Origin of the sequence: Treponema pedis (assembly GCF_017161325.1) — a bacterium.
Taxonomy (GTDB): domain Bacteria; phylum Spirochaetota; class Spirochaetia; order Treponematales; family Treponemataceae; genus Treponema_B; species Treponema_B pedis.
In genome coordinates this window covers 496,596-513,562 of sequence record NZ_CP045670.1, presented here as the reverse complement: position 1 = coordinate 513,562, position 16,967 = coordinate 496,596, and the positions used below count along the sequence as shown (strand labels likewise).

Below are 16,967 nucleotides of genomic sequence, written 5' to 3'. Positions count from 1 at the left end.
AATAGGGACGGAAGTTTTTATACTATTATCGCCATAAAAGATTCTTGTATTTTTTTAATTTTTATGTATAATTTAAAAAAAATGTGTAATCCTTAGGAGGATAAATATGATGAAAAAATTCTTTTTTACTTCGATATTTACAATTGTGTTGCTTTCTTTAACGGGTTGTAATCATAGACCGGAAATTGATAAAAAATATCCTGTTTGGTATACATCAGTTTCTTATAGTAAGTTCAGTACGGAAGCTGTACCTTTGGATGACGGTAAGTACATTATAGACAGTCCTCCGGAAGATTTTATTAAAAAGTTAGGAGAACCGGATAATGAATTTACAAAAGACCAGATTGTTAAACATCTTATAAGTAACGGATTCAATAAGTATACGGCAAATATAGCCGCAAACGATATGCTGACTCGCGGATACGGCAGAATATGTTCCAGAGCCGGCGATGGGGTACACATCATAATAGTAGGAAAACCCTTATAAGTATTAAAAAAGACGGATTATTTTATGGCATCTTTAAAAACCCGATTGGAGGTTTAAAAGGTGCCTCGTCTAAAAAAACTATAGCTGATTCTTAATAAGTTTTTATAAAACAAAAACTTATTAAGAACGGTGCAAATTAAATCCGTTGTTAACGAGCGATTACAAGTTTTCCCCTCCCCCGCAAGCTTCCAGTTAATACCCGTTTGGAAATTGCGCCACATCTTTGCGTACATGCCGTTCCGTTCCAAAAGCTCTATGTGCGTTCCCTGTTCGGCAATACGCCCCTTATCGATGAGGCAAATATTTTCCGCATTGACGACGGAGGAAAGACGATGAGCAATCATAATAACGGTTTTATTTTTTAAAAGTGCGCTGAACGTCTTTTTAATTTTGTGCTCGTTTTCGGCATCGGCAAAGCTCGTCGCTTCATCAAGTACGACAATCGGCGCGTCTTGTAAAAGGGCACGGGCTATGGCAAGCCGCTGCGCCTCGCCGCCTGAAAGGTAGGTACCCTGTGTACCGTACACCGTGTCAATACCGTTCGGAAGTTTTTCGATAATATCCGTACATTCCGCCTTGCGAAGCACCTCAAGCACTTCTTCGCGTGAGGCATCTTTTTTACCGTAGCGGATATTTTCAAAAATACTTTCTTTAAAGAGTTTATTTTCTTGGAACACAAAGGCGATAAGGTGCATAAGGTCATCGGTTTTTATATCGGTGATGTTGACTCCTCCGATTGCAATAGAACCCGAATCAAGTTCCCAAAAGCGTCCGAGCAAATTAACGAGGGTCGTCTTTCCGCCGCCTGAAGGTCCGACAAGGGCGGTAAACGAGTGTTCCGGCACGGTGAGCGTTATGCCGTTAATCGTATGATAGGAAGCGGCTGTCGGGCTTTTCGCAGCGGCTTCCTCTTGCGCACCGGCATCGGTTCCTCCCGGTGGTACGGCATCTTTATCCCATACGGAATTTTCAGCAGGTTTCGCATTTCCGCCGTTTTCGGCAGTACCTCCCGTTTGCACTGCGCCCGTATCTTTATACGAAAACACGACATCTTTAAACGCAATATCAAAGCGGACAGGCATAACGGAGCTTTCCGGTTCCGGCACGGGTTTTTCGTTCAAAATCGCTTCAATACGGTTAAGCGCTTCCCCGCCCTGGATTTTAAGCTGCGAGCCGTACATTATTTTCATCATCATCGTATACATAACCGGCGAAAGCGAAAGGTAGAAAATAAAACCGTACAAAAAACGGATATACGTTTCACCCGTACTTGCAGATGAGGGCAGAAGCAAGGCGGCGGGTACTAAAAAGACAAAGCCCGCTTTAAGAAGCGACAAAAAGGCCGAATAGCCGTTTTCCCACGACATGGAATAGGCCAGCACATAATTGCGGTAATTGATAATTGAAGAATAAAAATCTTTAAAGCGATGTACCGATTGGTTAAAGGTTTTAATAACCGCAATGCCGCGGATATATTCGGTGCCTGCGCTGTTCATTTTTTCGAGAGCGTTTTCGTAATTTTGCATAAAGTTGGTTTTCCGCGATAGCCCCATCAATGCGGATTGCAGCACAAAGGCAATCACCGGCGGCAACAGCGAGATAAGAGCGAAACGCCAATCATAAAAGAACATTAAAAAAAGAAGAGCAAGGGGCGAAACGGTATTTTGTATCGTATCGGGAAGCATGTGCGCAATAAGCCCTTCAAGTGAACCGACGTTTTTTTCAAACACCTTGCGAGCGGTTCCGCTTGCGTGAACGGTGTGCCAGCCGACGGGAAGACGCGCAAAGGTTTCCGTTAAACGCATCGTAAGGTTTCCCATCAAATTAAAAGCGGTAATATGCGAACACATAAGCGCCCCGAAATACAGCAAAAAACCCGCTGCTGCTGAGGCGAGTGCGGTAAGCCCGTAAACAAGAATCCGATGAATATCCGCAAGGTTCCCCGTTCCGTACGCGGAAATAATTTCGCGCATCACATAAAAAACGGTAATGTAGGGAACAAGCATCGCAATCGTACTGAGTGCCGACAAAAAAAGCGAAAAATAAATGAAAATCTTATGCTTCCCCGCATACGCCAATATGCGGCTTACAACACTTTTCGGCCGCTCCTGTTTTTTTGTTTGTTTCATATATAACTCTCCTTCATTTAAATACTGTTATTTATAGTAATCGTTAAGGTTTTTAAATACTCAAACACTCTTTCCGCTTCCGCTTCGGTAAATGGCGCATGTGAAAGCACCGCTCCTTTTTCCATGACGATAATTTCATCGGCGGTAAGACTTAAAAATTCGAAGTCATGGCTGATAATCAGAATAAGCCTTTCGGGAGAGCGAAGTGTATTTATCAGCGCTGCGGTTTCTTTCATATGAAAATAATCCATTCCGCTTGTAGGCTCGTCCATGATAATAATGTTCGCTCCCGAGCTGACCGAAGAGCCGATAGCGACGCGCTGTTTTTGTCCGCCCGATAAACTTAACGGGTGACGGTCTTTCAAGTCGGTTAAATGCATTTTTTCTAAAACGGATTCCGTACTTAATTCCGAACCGAAACCGGTTACCTTACTGTTTTCGCCTTTCAATTCGGAAGACGGCGAAACATATTTTCGCAGACGATTTTTATTTTTACCCAGCGTTATTTCTTCTTCAACGCTTTCGGTAAAAAGCTGATACCCGACATCCTGCATAACCATATATGAAATTGCCAAGCGCTGTTTTGCATTGATGGTTTTTCCGTTTACCGAAACGCACTCTTTACGCGCTTTTAATAAACCGGTAAGACAGTGCGCAAGGGTACTTTTTCCCTGCCCGTTTTTTCCGGTCAGTGCAATAACCTTACCGAAATCCATCTTTACATTTTGCACTGAAAGAAAGTCTTTAGTATCTTTCGGGAACCGGTAAATGAGATTTTCTATGATAAGCTGCCCTGCCCGGCAATCGCAAGCACCGACTGACTGCTCATGACGGACGCCTGCGTTTGCAGCGCTCCGGCTAAAAACGGTGCAATTCATCTCAATGGGGCGCAGTAAAAGTTCCTTGCGTTTTTCTTCCGTTAAGGCGGAAAACGCTTTTCCTGAAAGGGTACATGCAATCTTTCCGTCTTTAATAATGAGCACACGGTCTATAAGCTCTTTAAGAAAATACAACCTGTGCTCGCTTATAATGAGCGTTTTGCCCGATTCTTTTAAAAGCCGGAGGGCTTCTTTTATTTTTTCAATATAAAATATATCCAAATTTGCCGTAGGTTCATCAAACAGAATAATATCAGTATCGGAGGCCAGGGCCGAAGCAATGGCAATCATTTGTTTTTCGCCGCCTGAAAGATTAAAAATAGTGCGGTCAAGCAAATGTTCGATATGCAAAAATTGAGAAACAAAGTTCAGCCGCTCATGCATTTTTTCAAACCGGGTTCCCATATTTTCAAGAAAAAAAAGAATTTCCGAAGTGGTATCCAAATTAAAAAACTGCGATTTAGGATTTTGAAATACGGTTGAAACTTTTTTTGAAATATCATAGACGGGTCTGTGCAAAATACTTTCCCCCGAGACGGTAATTTCACCTAAAAGAGCGCCTTCGTAATAATGCGGAATTAACCCGTTGATAAGGCGCAAAAGACTCGTCTTTCCGCAGCCCGATATACCGGTAAGCAAAAGACATTCGCCTTTTTGCACGGTAAAAGAAACACCGTCTATTGCGGAAACCCTACCGCCCTCCCCGTTTAAAACGGCGGCACTTTCCGAACCACTGGAAGCCCCATACTCAAACATAATATTTTCAAGTGCGATTGCAGTTTCCGTCATATGGCTACCCTCGAGAATACGGCCGCCGCTAATACCGCAATAATGTAACCGGAAATAACGGCATCGGCGGCGGTAAAATGTGCCGTTTTATATCTGATTTTTTTAAAAGGCGCATCGACCCCCTTGGTGTGTCCTGCCGCTGCAAGCTCATCGCCGATTCGTGAAGCGGAAGAAATTAACGGCACCATTACATATTCAAGGGTTAAAAGCGGACGGCGTATAATATTCAGCATATTTAAACCTATACCGCGCATCTTCATGGCATTTTTGATATGCGCATATTCTTCGCTTAAAGTCGGGAAAAAGCGGAACATAACGGCAAGGGTAATGACAAGGGAATACGGCAGCCTCAATTTTTCGAGGGCATTCATTAAAAGCCCGACCGGAGTTGAGTCAATTAAATATTTACCCGCAACTATCGGCATCATAAAACGACGTACCATAAATGAAATCGGTAAAACGATATTCCGCACGAAAGAAATATGATGCGGTACATACGTCAAACTTGCAAGAAATAAAAAGAAAACCGTTAATTTTACAGCCGTCTTTATTTGCCCGTTTGTTATAAACAAAACCGCAAAAAGCAGTATGCTTAAAATTTCTACATACAGCGGAACGACAATCGTAATCGATGCCCCCATTGCAATCACTAAAAATAATTTTGTTCTCGGATCCAGTATTAATTTTTTCGCATTCATTATCATTACCCGTTAAATTAAACCGCAAAGTTTTTTTAGCTTCCCGTGCCGAGCGCGCCGGCAATCTTCCTTTGCATGCTCTGCGGTTTATGTATCTGCCGCTACGGATTTTTAAGCAGGCGTACGAGGCATGCCGATAAGGGTTTTTATTACCCGCTTAGAACGTCCGCAGTTTTCCAATAACGGCTTTATCCTTTTCAATACCGATTACACCAGCCCTGCTTTGGCAAAGTGTTTTTTTAACAGTTTTGCACCTAAAAGCCCGCCGAGTATTCCGCCGATAAAAGCGGTAACGTACAGAACCGGCATAATCCACAAAGGCAGGCTCACAAGTTCCGTTGCATATTCGGCGCCCATCATTTTTTCGGTTAGGGCATAGTATTGCTCTTTTAAAAGAAAGATTTGCCAAAAAGCGCCGCAAAAATGAAGCGACATAACCGCATACCCTGCTATGCTCCCCTTTACGGTATCGTAGCCGAAGAGCTTACGTACCAATTCGGCAAGGGTTGCAACAAGCAGCGAGTGAGCGGCAACCACAGGCGTGTGCCCCATCAGCGTCATAAGACACCCAGGTAAAGCGGCAAAAATAAACAATGCAAAGGGCTTCGGACATTTTGCTAAAAGGAACATCGCAACAATACCCAAAATTAAACTTGCCGCAAACGGAAAGGCCGTATAAGTAACAACCAAAAATCCGAGCGGCGTTCCGACGACAAAAAGTCCTACAAAATAAATAACGCTGAAAATGGCGATATTTATAAAATCCTTTAAAACCAACTTATTATTCATATATAACCTCCAAAATATAGTGTGTAACGGCATACCTACTAATCATGCGTTATTTCCCATTCCGCACTTTCTTTTTGCAGCTTGTACATCACCGGATACGATGAGTCGCCTTTCATCAGCTCTTCGTGCGTCCCCATCGCTTCAATTGTACCGTCTTTTAACACGATGATTGTATCGGCATGTTCAATCGTGCGCAGCCGATGCGCGATAACGATAACCGTTTTGTCTTTAACGAGGGTACTCAAGGCTTCTTGAATGAGCGTTTCGTTTTCCGGGTCGAGGGCGGCGGTTGCTTCGTCAAGCAGAATAACCGGAGCATCTTTTAAAAGGGCGCGGGCAATGGAAAGTCGCTGACGCTCGCCGCCTGAAAGCGTGTAGCCGTTTTCGCCGATAACCGTGTCGTAGCCTTGCGGCAGCTGTAAAATAAACTCATGGCATTGTGCTGCCTTTGCGGCGGCTATCACTTCTTCGCGGCTCGCCTCCTGTTTACCGATAAGGATATTGTTGTATACGCTGTCGTTAAACAGCACCACATCTTGAAACACAATGGAAAACGCCGTCAAAAGCGTTTCAGGCTCAACGGTAGAAACATCTACACCGCCGAGCCGCACCGTACCCGATGAGATGTCCCAAAACCGTGCAGCAAGGCGGGCAACGGTGGACTTTCCGCAGCCGGAGTGCCCCACCAGGGCGGTTATTTTTCCCTGCTTTGCGGTAAAGCTGATACCGTGCACCGTTTCGTGTCCTTTTTCATCATTGTTTTCATCATTGTATGAAAAAGAAACGTTATCATACTGAATATCGTAGCCTTGCGGCTGAAAGGTTTCGCTTCCCGTTTGGGCGGGATAGTTGATAATTTCCTGTTGGCGTTCAACGGCGGTACGGGCATAAAAAAACTCGCCGAGAAGCATGAAGACGGTCGTCAGCGGCTCAAAAATCCGCCCCGCAATTAACAGAAAGACGAGATAGGTAAAAAGCGGAAGTTCTCCGCGCGCAAACAGTATCGCACCTACGGCAATAACCAGCGGAAAGCCGAAGCGGATAACGATAACGGAGCCGATCATAATAGCCCCGACAAGGAATTCCGCCTTTGTCGCTTCTTTGGTAGCATGTGCAATAGCCGCCTTTGTACGCTCCACATAGTCTTCTTTTTTATCGGAAGATTTAAGCACCTTAATGGTATCCAGCAGCTGTTGAATTGAATTGTACACACCGAGCTGAAGGGAGTTGACGTACACGGCGCGGCGGCGGGCAACGAAACGCGAACCGTATACCAGCAAAAAACCGATAAACGCAAAGATAAAAAGAGCCGCCGTCATACGCCGGTCGAAAAAGGCAAGCATTGCCGCCGATACGATGATTGAAACGGCTGCGCCTAAAAGTTCCGCCCCCGTATGCCCGATTGCGTGTTCCATTGTAGTAACATCGTTTAAAAGCGTTACCGTCAAATCGGATAAGTCCTTTTTCCCGAAGTACGAAAGGGGCAGTTTGCGGATAGTTTCCGCAAGCGAAATACGCACATTAGCCGACTCTTCATAACAAGTATTAAAGGTTTTACGATACTTGAACTTTTCAAGCAAAAAGAGCACGGCGATAATCAATACGGCAATACCCGAAAGCAGCCACGGGTTTATCGTTTTTGCCGTCCCACCCTCAAGCGGTTTTAAAAGTTCCTGCAAGGCATACAAGGCAAGAGCGAGCGGCACAATCAAAAATAAATTCCCAAGGGCTGCAATAACAACCGCCGTATTCAAGTCGCGCGAACCCTTGTCCGACAAGGCAAAATAATGTTTTAACATAAATATCTCCCGCTATCCTATATTTTTACCGTAAAGCCCCGCCGGCCGTTTATTTTTCCGTTATTCCGTACAAGGAACCGGTCATTAACGGCGGAACGGAGTCTTTATTTAATCCGCATGTTACGTAAATAAGCGGTTTATCAACCACTTCTAACATAACATAATTATGTTACTTAAATCTTACAGTTTTGTCAATAGGAAATTTTAAAATATAAACGTATAAACGGAACTTTTTTAAACGGACACGGTTTAAATTTATGAGAATTTCATTTATCAAAAATTGAAAAAAATAAGCAGGGTGTAAAGCCTTGCCGAGTGTTCCGGGTACCGCGCAATTAACGTGAAGTTTTCAGCCGAAGAAAGTCCGAACGCAGGATACTCAGGATACTGTTGAAGAAGATATATTTAAATCTATAAAAAGCGAAACAGGGAGGAACTCCCATAAAAACGGTATTGATTGATTATAAAGGTCTTGTAAAAACATATCCGAGAAGTTTTTTTTAGACCTAAAAAATAAAACGAGGTCTATCGCCCCTCAAAGCAGGAGGAACGATGCCCCGTTTAAACGGTTAGATTTAGGATAAAAAACAGTTAAATATAAGATTTCACCTTCTTTAAAGTAAATTATTTTGACAAAAACACGGGCAGTCAAACCGATTAAAACGGTTTAACCGCCGTCTTCAGTGCAAATTATGCGATAAATTAAATTTATTTAAACAAATTTATAAATAATGTAATTTGCGCTCCGTTAAAAAAATCTATAAAAAGAGAACCTACTAAAGGCAGTACAAAAAATGCGACTTTTGAATCTCCGAATCTTTCGCATACCGACTGCATATTTGCCATTCCGTTCGGAGTGGCTCCCATTCCGAAACCGCAATGCCCTGCGCATAAAACGGCGGAATCGTAATTTTTACCCATTATTCTAAATGTAATAAAATAAATAAACACCACGGCAAGAATAACTTGAGCTAAAAGTAAAATCACCATAGGAATTGCAAGAGACGCCAACTCCCATAATTTTAACGTCATTAATGCCATAGCAAGAAAAAGGGTAAGAGAAACATCGCTTAAAACGGCAACTTCATTCATAGGTACTTTTAATTTTGTATTTTCAAAAACGTTACGCAAAATAACACCTACAACCATAGCTCCTATATATGTCGGAAATAATAAACCGGTTTTTCCTATAAGCCGTGAAACATATATTCCAAGCCACATTGTAATTAAAATATAAAAAAAAGCGTTTAAAAATTTCGATGCATTTAAGTCTGCATGAACTTCTTCATCATCTACAAGTATTTTTATATTTTCATGCTTTGTTGAAAACTTATACTTATTTATCAACCTGTTCGCTATGGGGCCTCCCAATAAAGACCCCGCCAGCAAACCGAAAGTCGCGGCCGCTATTGCAACCGCTTCCGCTCCCGTCATTCCCATTGCCTCTACAGTGGGTGCTATCCCCGCGGCAGTACCGTGTCCGCCCGTCATAGGGGCGGCACCCGTCATCAATGCCAAAAGCGGGTGTATTTTTAACACGGGGGCAAGTGCAACCGCAATCACATTTTGCAGGGCTGCTAAAATTATTGCGGCTGCTAAAAATTTAGCGGTCATAAGCCCGCCTTTTTTTAATGTATCGATACTTGCATTAAAACCTACCGTAGTAAAAAATATTGTCATAAAAAACGGACGAAGCGTATCATCGAATTCTATATACATAATTTTTTGGCTGCGCAATACAAGATGTAAAATTGCAAACAAAAAGCCGCCTATTACGGGCGCAGGAATGCAATACTTGGAAAAAAAAGATACCCTTTTTCTCAAAAATCTTCCCAGTATCAATAAAATAACCGAAAAGCCGATGGTTTCAACCATGTTCATACTAATAGTCATAGTAATCCCCCTGTCAAGTTTTAAAATGTGCGTATGTTCCGGAAACCGGATTGGATAAAACGCTTTTTTATTTTAACACAGGTTTTTCGGCTTGTAAATAGTTATTTTGATTTTTTATATTAAAAACGGCAACGAACAACCTAACCTGAAAAAGAAGACAAAACAATTTTGCTTTTTAAGTTTATCGGTTTTCGGTAATACCGGAAAATATTTTACACCAGCCGGCTTCATAAAAATCGCTTATTAAATCCGCATATTTTACGGCTTTTTCGTAAGGAATGTCCCTGCAAACAGGTTCAAAAAGGCATCTCCAAGAAGTTTTATCTATGGCAATAATTAAATCCGTATCGATAATATCTTCCAATATACCCCATTTTTTACACTCGTTAAAAGCACAAATATCGGCATTTCTTGTAATTTCCATCATTTTATCGAACAAATCGGAATATTCGGTACCTTCAGAAGCGCATAATAAAAGTTTTACGGCTTGAGAATGCTTATAAGAATATTCCACAATAGACCGCCTGCCCTGTAAGCGGAAAGCTTTACGTTTTTCCGCTTCCTTAATCGGAATTGCAAAGTGGTCTTCATACATTTTCTTTTGCATTCTTAAAAGCTCTTCATAAGTATCTTTAACCAACTCTTCAAAAATATCGGCTTTACTTTTAAAATGGAAATAAAGAGAGCCCGTCGTAACTCCCGCTTCTTTTGCAATTTTACGTATATTGCTTTTTTCCCAACCGTTTTTTAAAAACTCTATTGCAGCGCATTTTAAAATAAGGGCTCTTGTATCACATTGACTAATCTTTTTTTCGGATTCGGTTTTTGTCTTAAATAACATTGTAAAAATGTTATAGTTTTTTTACGGTTTTGTCAAGCAAGATATTTACATTAAATTTATTTTCCTTCAATGTGGCATTTTTTTTCAAGCATTTTTAACTTTTTACTTATCATCTCCGCCCGCTCGCCGATTGTAAGCGTACCCCAATAACTGAACTCCCTGTAAATCCATTGCGGATTTTCATCTTTCGAAAAAAGCGTATCTCCCGAATTTAAATCAAAACAGCTGTCGCTTAAAATTGCGGTTAATTTTTTCTTTAAATCTTTAGAAAAAATCCCCTTTTCATTTAACGAAATAAACCCGTATGCACCGGTCGTATAATATGCAACGGCAAATTCATCAGTTTTATGAATTTGCTTATACATAGTTCTTCCGCATGAATGCCATAAATACCCTCTGTCCGATTTCATAACTTCTTCCGCAATACATTCTTCTCTTAACTCGTTTACCAACCATTCCTTAGTAATCAAATCTTTTAGATTACCCATAGCAGCCATATATTCTTTATTGGAATAAATTTCATGGACCAATTCCTTTTGTGCATCTCTCATCATAATTTCGCCTCCTAAATGTATAAGCAGTGTTTGATAATGCCGTAAAAAAACCGAAAAACTTTTTTCCAGTTTTTTCTCTTTTTCCTGTTTCTCCGCTATCTTAATACACTTGGGCAAAAACCAATGAACCAAGTCTTTTTTAACGGTATCGATAATAGCAAGATAATATAATTTCGATTCGGGATTTTTAAAAAAGTTTTTATATTTACCTACGTATGACAGAATATCTATTTTTTTGTCATCGGCTAATGTAAGATATACTATTTTTACAACTTCCAACTTTTCTTTTTTAACTATTTCCATATATTGTGCAGGCATATTCGGAATACAAACCGTAGGATTGATTTTATTTTCTATAATAATCGCTTTAGAATCGTTACGGATTAAAATATCACTGTATTTTTTTTCACGAAGACAGCGCACTTTATCGGATTTTTTAAAAACATTCTTACAATCAATCAGCTCTAAAAAACAGTCCAGAAATTTACGGTTGCCGATTTCCTTATTGTTAGGATTTAAAATAAGCCGTAAAATACCCGCATGTAAATTCTCGCAATTGTATTTTTCGGAAATTGCGGTAAAAAAATTAAATCCCAACTTTTTATCAAGTCCGTATTCACTTCTTACTTTTTCATACTCTTTGTAATACTTCTTTCCGTAATCGAGCAGTTTTTTAATTACTTCAAGATGTTCAGCTACAACTTTTTTATAAACACTTAACAGCGGGTCATCCATAGCCGCCCTCCAACTTTTTATTACTTATAGTAATAAGCTATAAGTTTCTTCTATTATATCCCCCCCCCCCCCCGTGTCAATAGGGTTTTACTTTTTTTTGAATATTTTTTTAATTATTACAAACAAATTAAACATAAAAACATTTTGTTCCCCCACTTGACACAATATTTATTTTATACTAGCGTTATCTTTATGAGTATTAAAGATAAATCGTTGCCGTTACTTTTAAAACGGATTTCCGAAACCTACCCCGATATCGGGGCACAAATGTTTAAGAGTGAAGACAAGGAGTTTCATACTCTTTCTTATAAATCTCTTTATCAAACAGCCCTTGATTTTTCCGCAGGACTTATATTTTTCGGTTGTAAACCGAAAGACCATGTAGGTCTTATTGCCGATAACAGAAAAGAATGGCTCCACGCCAGCTTCGGAGTTATGAACTTGGGAGCTGCCGACGTTCCGAGGGGCTGCGATGCCACGGAACAGGAGATTACACATATTTTATCCTTTGCGGAATGTAAATTCGCAATTTTGGAAAACGAAGTACAAATTACTAAAGTTTTAAAAAACATCAAAGATATTCCGTCATTGGAGTGTATTATCGCCTTCGATAATGCCGACTTTAAAAAACTTGAATCGGAATTCAATCTTCAAGCACGTAATATAAAATTTCTTACTTATGATGAGATAATTGAAACCGGAAAAAAAGAGAGAGCCGAAGGACGGATTAAACCGGAAGAATTCGCCGAAAAAGTAGAACTTGACGACCTTGCTTCAATTATCTTCACTTCCGGAACTACAGGCAATCCCAAAGGCGTTACAATGTCTCATAAAAATTTTATGGCACAGCTTGAGGAATTGCAAGAGCGTATTATTATGAAGCCCGGAGAAAAAGCCATTTCGGTTTTACCGGTTTGGCATTCTTTTGAAAGAGCTTGCGAATATGTAATTATAATTTCGGCGGGAACAATTGCTTATTCAAAACCTATAGGAAGTATTCTTTTAGCGGATATGCAAATTATAAATCCGGTACTGTTTCCTTCCGTACCCAGAATTTGGGAGGCCGTTTATGACGGTATTTTTAAGGCAATGAAAAAACGCGGAAGACCTCTTTATTATTTATTCTTATTTTTTATCTCCGTAGGAGTTAAAACAATGAGGCAAAAAAGACGAGTTTTGGGCTTATGTCCGCATTTTCAGCGCAGAACAAAAATTCTTTATCCGGTTTTGTCATTTTTACCTCTTATCTGTCTTGCGCCTCTTTATTTTATAGGCGACTTAATTATTTACAGAGCAATTCGTAAAAAATTCGGAAAATGCTTTAAAGCGGGCGTTTCGGGCGGCGGAGCCTTACCGCCTAACGTAGATGAATTTTTCTGGGCAATAGGTGTAAACGTCGTAGAGGGTTACGGTATTACCGAAACCGCTCCGGTTATAAGCGTCCGTCCCATGCCGCGCCCCGTATTCGGGACATTAGGAAAACCGCTTAAATGTTTTCAGTATAAAATCGTAGATAAAAACGGAAATGAACTCGGCTGCGGAAAAAAAGGCGTATTGATGGTAAAAGGGGAGCCGGTTACAAAGGGTTATTACAATGCCCCCGAAACGACAGCCGAAGTTATAGATAAAGACGGCTGGTTCGACACCGGAGATTTGGCTCTTACTACAATAGACGGTGAGCTTATTTTAAGAGGCAGAAAAAAGAATACTATTGTTTTACGCGGCGGTGAAAATATAGAGCCCGTACCGATTGAAGTTAAATTGCAGGAATCTCCCTTAATAACTACGGCGGTGGTTTTAGGGCAGGACCAGCGCTTCCTCGGAGCCCTGCTTGCGGTAAACGGCGAAAATCTAAAACAATGGGCGGAAAACCAGGGCTTTAAAAACGTTCCGGTCGAAACTTTAATAAATGAGCCTGCCGTACAAAAACTGTATGAAGCGGAAGTTGCGGAACTTATAAATGCAAAAACCGGTTTTAAAATTTTTGAGCGTATAAATAAAATAGTTCTTTTACCTAACGAATTTAAAGCAGGACAAGAGCTTTCGGCAAAAGGTGAAATGATGAGGCACAAAATAGTAAAACTTTACCGTGAAGAGATTTACGAATTATTTAAATAAAAAATATCGGGCTGTTTTTACTTTTAAACGGCCGGTTTTATAGAATAACTTAAGGAGCTAAATATGAATAAACCCAAAATTATAGCTTACAGCTTACTTGGTATTATTGCAGCGGGATTTTTATTTGTAATTTTATTTTTTCTTTTTTTTACGATTATGGAATACCGTCCGAAAAAAATTGGAAACCGTATCGATAAATACTGAAAGTAAAAACGAAACCGTCCAATCGGAAAGCTCCTTAAAGATTCTTTCGTGGAATTTAGGTTATTGCGGACTTGATGCAAAAAACGATTTTTTTTACGACGGAGGAAAAGCGGTTGTAGCCCGCAGTAAAGAAGCCGTTTTGGAAAATTTTGAATTTGTAAAACAAACTATTTCCGAGATAAATGCCGACTTTAATCTTTTACAGGAAATAGATGTAAAATCAAAACGCAGCTTTTATGTTCCGGAAAAAGAAATGCTGCAATCTTATTTAAAAGACGAGGATTCATGCTTTGCAGCAAATTACAATGCCGTAACCGTTCCTTTTCCCTTTTTCAATTCTTTGGGAAAAGTGCATAGCGGCATTTTTACTTCTTCAAAATACAAAATTAAAAGTGCAGAGCGGCACCGGCTGCCCGGAAGTTTCCCATGGCCTCTTAAAACAGTTAATTTAAAACGCTGTCTTCTTGTATCCCAATTAAAAACGGAGATTCCCGATAAAGATATTTATATAATTAACCTTCACCTTTCCGCTTATGACAGCGACGGCTCTATGCGGAAGCAGGAACTTGAATACTTGCGAAAACTTATATTGGAGCTTTACGGAAAGGGGCATTGGGTAATTGCGGGAGGCGATTGGAATTCTTTATTCCCCGGCGTAGAAAAAGATTTATTTAAACCCTATACCACTGACGACAGTATGCTTTATTGGATACGGTACTTAAATAAAGATTTTGCGGGTACGGATTGGAAATGGGTTTTCGATAAAACCGAACCTACGGTGCGCCTCCTTGAAAAGCCGTATATAAAAGGCGAAAACTACACTACAATTATCGACGGATTTTTAGTTTCTCCCAATGTGGAAATTTTAAGCGTAAAAACCGAAGGTATGGATTTTGCAGTTTCGGACCACCAACCCGTTATCGTAGAATTCAAATTAAAAAAATAACGGTTTATAAAAAAGCCTTTAATAAATAAACATTCCGCAAAGCTCTTTTTTTTCATTAAAATTAAAGGTAAAATGAACCGTTTTATTTTCGTATTTTGTTCTGACAATAACTATGCCGGTTTTTCTTGAGTTTTTTTCATCTGAACTTTCGGTAAAAAAAGAGCTACGTGTAAATTTATATTTTCCCGCATCGGCAAAAACAGGTTCCAAATTTAAAGAGATAAAATCGTCGGTAAACTGCTCTTTAAATTCTTGCGAAGATAAAGACCTTATTTCGTCCCAGCTTTTTTCATTTATAATTAAAACCGCTTCGGCGGCAATTTCTTTTAACTCATCAATATCGAAAACCTCGGAGTATTCTTTTTTGCAAGCCGTAAAACTTATAATTGCAAAAAGAATAAACATAACCCTTAATGTAAGCAAAAAAGGAGTAAAAGGTTTCGATATTGCAGTTTTAACACAATTTAAAAACACTTTAATTCTTCCATTGTGTAAGCATAAATTAAATCTATTGTCGCTTTAAAAGCATCAAGGTGTGTACGTTCATAATGATGAGTTGCGCTTACTCCGGGACCCGCACAGGCAAAGTTTATATCAAAACCTTGCAAAACATACATACTCGCGTCGGAGCCGTACCTGAACATAACATCGGTTCTGTAATTTATTCCGTTTTTTATTGCAAGCTCCTCCAAGCGGTGCCTAAAGCCGTAATCGTATGGAGTACGGGAATCCTTTGCAATAATCGTAACGGCATGTTCATCGGAATTTTGTAAGCCGCCTACCGTACCGATATCGACTGCAAGAACTTCAAAGCATTCTTTCGGAATGCCGTAAAATCCGTGCCCTATTTCTTCATAATTACTGATAAAAAAATGCGTAGTATAAGCCGGTTTTTCGTTTTTTTCTTTTAAATATTTGCAAACGGCAAACATCATTCCTATACAAGCCTTATCGTCCAAATGGCGCGATTTTATATAGCCCTCGGGAGTTTCTACGGTGCGGGGCTCAAAGGCGACAAAATCCCCGACATTTATTCCGAGTTTAAGAGTTTCCTCTTTAGAAGAAGTATCGGCATCAAGCCTGACTTCAAAGGTTTCGCCGTTACGCTCTTCTTTTTCAATGTTTTCAAAAATATGAACGGAGGCTTTTTCGGGTAAACCGGTTCCCGTAATAATTTTTCCGGTACGGGTTATTATGTAAAGCGTTTCTCCCTCAATACTGTTAAAAGCGATGCCGCCTATGGGCGCAAGTTTTAAACAACCGTTCGGTTTTATTTGCCTGACCATAGCGCCTAAGGTATCGGCATGGGCTGAAACAACTCTGTGTTTTTCTGTCTTTTTACCTTCGATTGTACCGTAAATTGCGCCCTTGTTCGTTTCGGTATATTTAATGCCGAGCGAATCGAATTCTTTTTTTAAACGGTCTATGGCATTTACGGTATATCCTCCGGGGCTGTGTATTTGCAACAGTTCTTTTGAAAGCTCCACCGCATATCGCAGATAGTCTTTGTGTATTTCCATAACAAATGCTCCTGTTAAAGCGAAAAAAAACTTCCCCGCAAAAAAAGCGGGGAAGCAGTTTTTATGAAAGTCATAAATTCCCAATTAAAAAATTAGAATTTTTGAACTCTCATTCTAAGAGATTGAGCTACACCGCTTCTGCCTTCGTCTTCGTAAATTTTGATACATTTTTCAAAATCCGGTTTTGACTTTTCTTTTGAAGCGGAATGCTTCATAAATAATTCAAAATCGGGAATTAAAAGCTTCATTTTAGGTGTAAGCTTATCCGGGTGCTTAATAACTCCGGGTGTAACCGTCATTATTATCGGGAAATAATACGCCTTTTCCCTTGTTCCGTAGAACTTAAGCGCAATTTGCGATAGGGTATCTCCCGCAACTACAATGTACTCCTTTACAGGAACGTCCATAGGCTCTTCAGCCATAGGAGCGGCTTCCTGCGCGGGGGCAGGCTCCGGTTCCGGTTTCGGGTCTTCCATAACCGGTGCGGGTTTTTCCGCAGGCGGAGCGGGCGGCGGAGTTCCGCAGCTAGAGAAAACAAATGAAACAATGGCGGCAATTGCCAGCATTTTCAAAATTTTGTTCATATT

15 protein-coding genes are annotated in these 16,967 nt (G+C 40.3%); 4 read left to right on the top strand and 11 right to left on the bottom strand.

From position 1 onward, the window contains the following. Positions 1-106 precede the first annotated feature (106 nt). The gene (locus DYQ05_RS02260; RefSeq protein ID WP_020964275.1) at positions 107-487 is read left to right on the top strand and encodes a hypothetical protein; all 381 of its coding nucleotides are present in this window, start codon (positions 107-109) and stop codon (positions 485-487) included. 53 nt (positions 488-540) lie between these two features. Here the strand turns inward: DYQ05_RS02260 and DYQ05_RS02255 are convergent, their stop codons facing one another. The 8 genes from DYQ05_RS02255 to DYQ05_RS02220 all read right to left on the bottom strand — a co-directional run bounded on the left by DYQ05_RS02255 (position 541) and on the right by DYQ05_RS02220 (position 11,592). Continuing rightward, positions 541-2,616: an ABC transporter ATP-binding protein gene (locus DYQ05_RS02255; RefSeq protein ID WP_206183756.1), complete on the bottom strand. Its 2,076-nt coding sequence runs from the start codon at positions 2,614-2,616 to the stop codon at positions 541-543. A gap of 17 nt (positions 2,617-2,633) precedes the next feature. Continuing rightward, complete coding sequence (locus DYQ05_RS02250) at positions 2,634-4,283, bottom strand: ABC transporter ATP-binding protein (RefSeq protein WP_206183755.1); 1,650 nt, start codon at positions 4,281-4,283, stop codon at positions 2,634-2,636. Continuing rightward, on the bottom strand, positions 4,280-4,981 hold the full coding sequence (locus tag DYQ05_RS02245) for an energy-coupling factor transporter transmembrane component T (protein ID WP_206183754.1): 702 nt from the start codon (positions 4,979-4,981) through the stop codon (positions 4,280-4,282). Before DYQ05_RS02245 ends, DYQ05_RS02250 begins: the two co-directional genes overlap by 4 nt. Before the next feature lie 207 nt (positions 4,982-5,188). Continuing rightward, positions 5,189-5,770 (bottom strand): MptD family putative ECF transporter S component, encoded by a 582-nt coding sequence (locus DYQ05_RS02240; RefSeq protein WP_020964271.1) that lies wholly within the window; start codon positions 5,768-5,770, stop codon positions 5,189-5,191. A gap of 38 nt (positions 5,771-5,808) precedes the next feature. Next, complete coding sequence (locus tag DYQ05_RS02235; protein WP_206183753.1) at positions 5,809-7,569, bottom strand: ABC transporter ATP-binding protein; 1,761 nt, start codon at positions 7,567-7,569, stop codon at positions 5,809-5,811. A 708-nt stretch (positions 7,570-8,277) separates the two neighbouring features. Then, entirely contained in the window at positions 8,278-9,462 is a 1,185-nt protein-coding gene (gene gltS, locus DYQ05_RS02230) for a sodium/glutamate symporter (protein ID WP_024469317.1), read from the bottom strand. 181 nt (positions 9,463-9,643) lie between these two features. Beyond that, positions 9,644-10,303, bottom strand: a complete 660-nt coding sequence (locus tag DYQ05_RS02225) for a TetR/AcrR family transcriptional regulator (RefSeq protein WP_024469316.1) — start codon at positions 10,301-10,303, stop codon at positions 9,644-9,646. 56 nt (positions 10,304-10,359) lie between these two features. Then, positions 10,360-11,592, bottom strand: coding sequence for a PD-(D/E)XK nuclease family protein (locus tag DYQ05_RS02220; protein ID WP_024469315.1), 1,233 nt, complete (start codon positions 11,590-11,592; stop codon positions 10,360-10,362). Positions 11,593-11,784: 192 nt separating this feature from the next. Here DYQ05_RS02220 and DYQ05_RS02215 point away from each other — a divergent pair, with 192 nt between their 5' ends. The 3 genes from DYQ05_RS02215 to DYQ05_RS13545 all read left to right on the top strand — a co-directional run bounded on the left by DYQ05_RS02215 (position 11,785) and on the right by DYQ05_RS13545 (position 14,860). Next, positions 11,785-13,710, top strand: a complete 1,926-nt coding sequence (locus DYQ05_RS02215) for an AMP-dependent synthetase/ligase (RefSeq protein ID WP_206183752.1) — start codon at positions 11,785-11,787, stop codon at positions 13,708-13,710. Between the two features lie 63 nt (positions 13,711-13,773). Continuing rightward, a complete protein-coding gene (locus DYQ05_RS02210; RefSeq protein WP_206183751.1) occupies positions 13,774-13,914 on the top strand; it encodes a hypothetical protein in 141 nt (46 codons plus the stop codon). Continuing rightward, a complete protein-coding gene (locus DYQ05_RS13545) occupies positions 13,889-14,860 on the top strand; it encodes an endonuclease/exonuclease/phosphatase family protein (RefSeq protein WP_252723480.1) in 972 nt (323 codons plus the stop codon). The genes DYQ05_RS02210 and DYQ05_RS13545 overlap by 26 nt, the downstream gene beginning before the upstream one ends. Positions 14,861-14,878: 18 nt before the next feature. On the opposite strand, the gene DYQ05_RS02200 is transcribed toward DYQ05_RS13545, so the two are convergent. From DYQ05_RS02200 to DYQ05_RS02190, 3 genes are all read right to left on the bottom strand, one after another. After that, complete coding sequence (locus DYQ05_RS02200; protein WP_029408931.1) at positions 14,879-15,334, bottom strand: DUF3887 domain-containing protein; 456 nt, start codon at positions 15,332-15,334, stop codon at positions 14,879-14,881. After that, a complete protein-coding gene (locus DYQ05_RS02195) occupies positions 15,325-16,380 on the bottom strand; it encodes a M42 family metallopeptidase (protein WP_024467713.1) in 1,056 nt (351 codons plus the stop codon). The genes DYQ05_RS02200 and DYQ05_RS02195 overlap by 10 nt, the downstream gene beginning before the upstream one ends. Before the next feature lie 92 nt (positions 16,381-16,472). After that, on the bottom strand, positions 16,473-16,964 hold the full coding sequence (locus DYQ05_RS02190) for a LysM peptidoglycan-binding domain-containing protein (RefSeq protein ID WP_020964262.1): 492 nt from the start codon (positions 16,962-16,964) through the stop codon (positions 16,473-16,475). Positions 16,965-16,967: the final 3 nt, after the last annotated feature.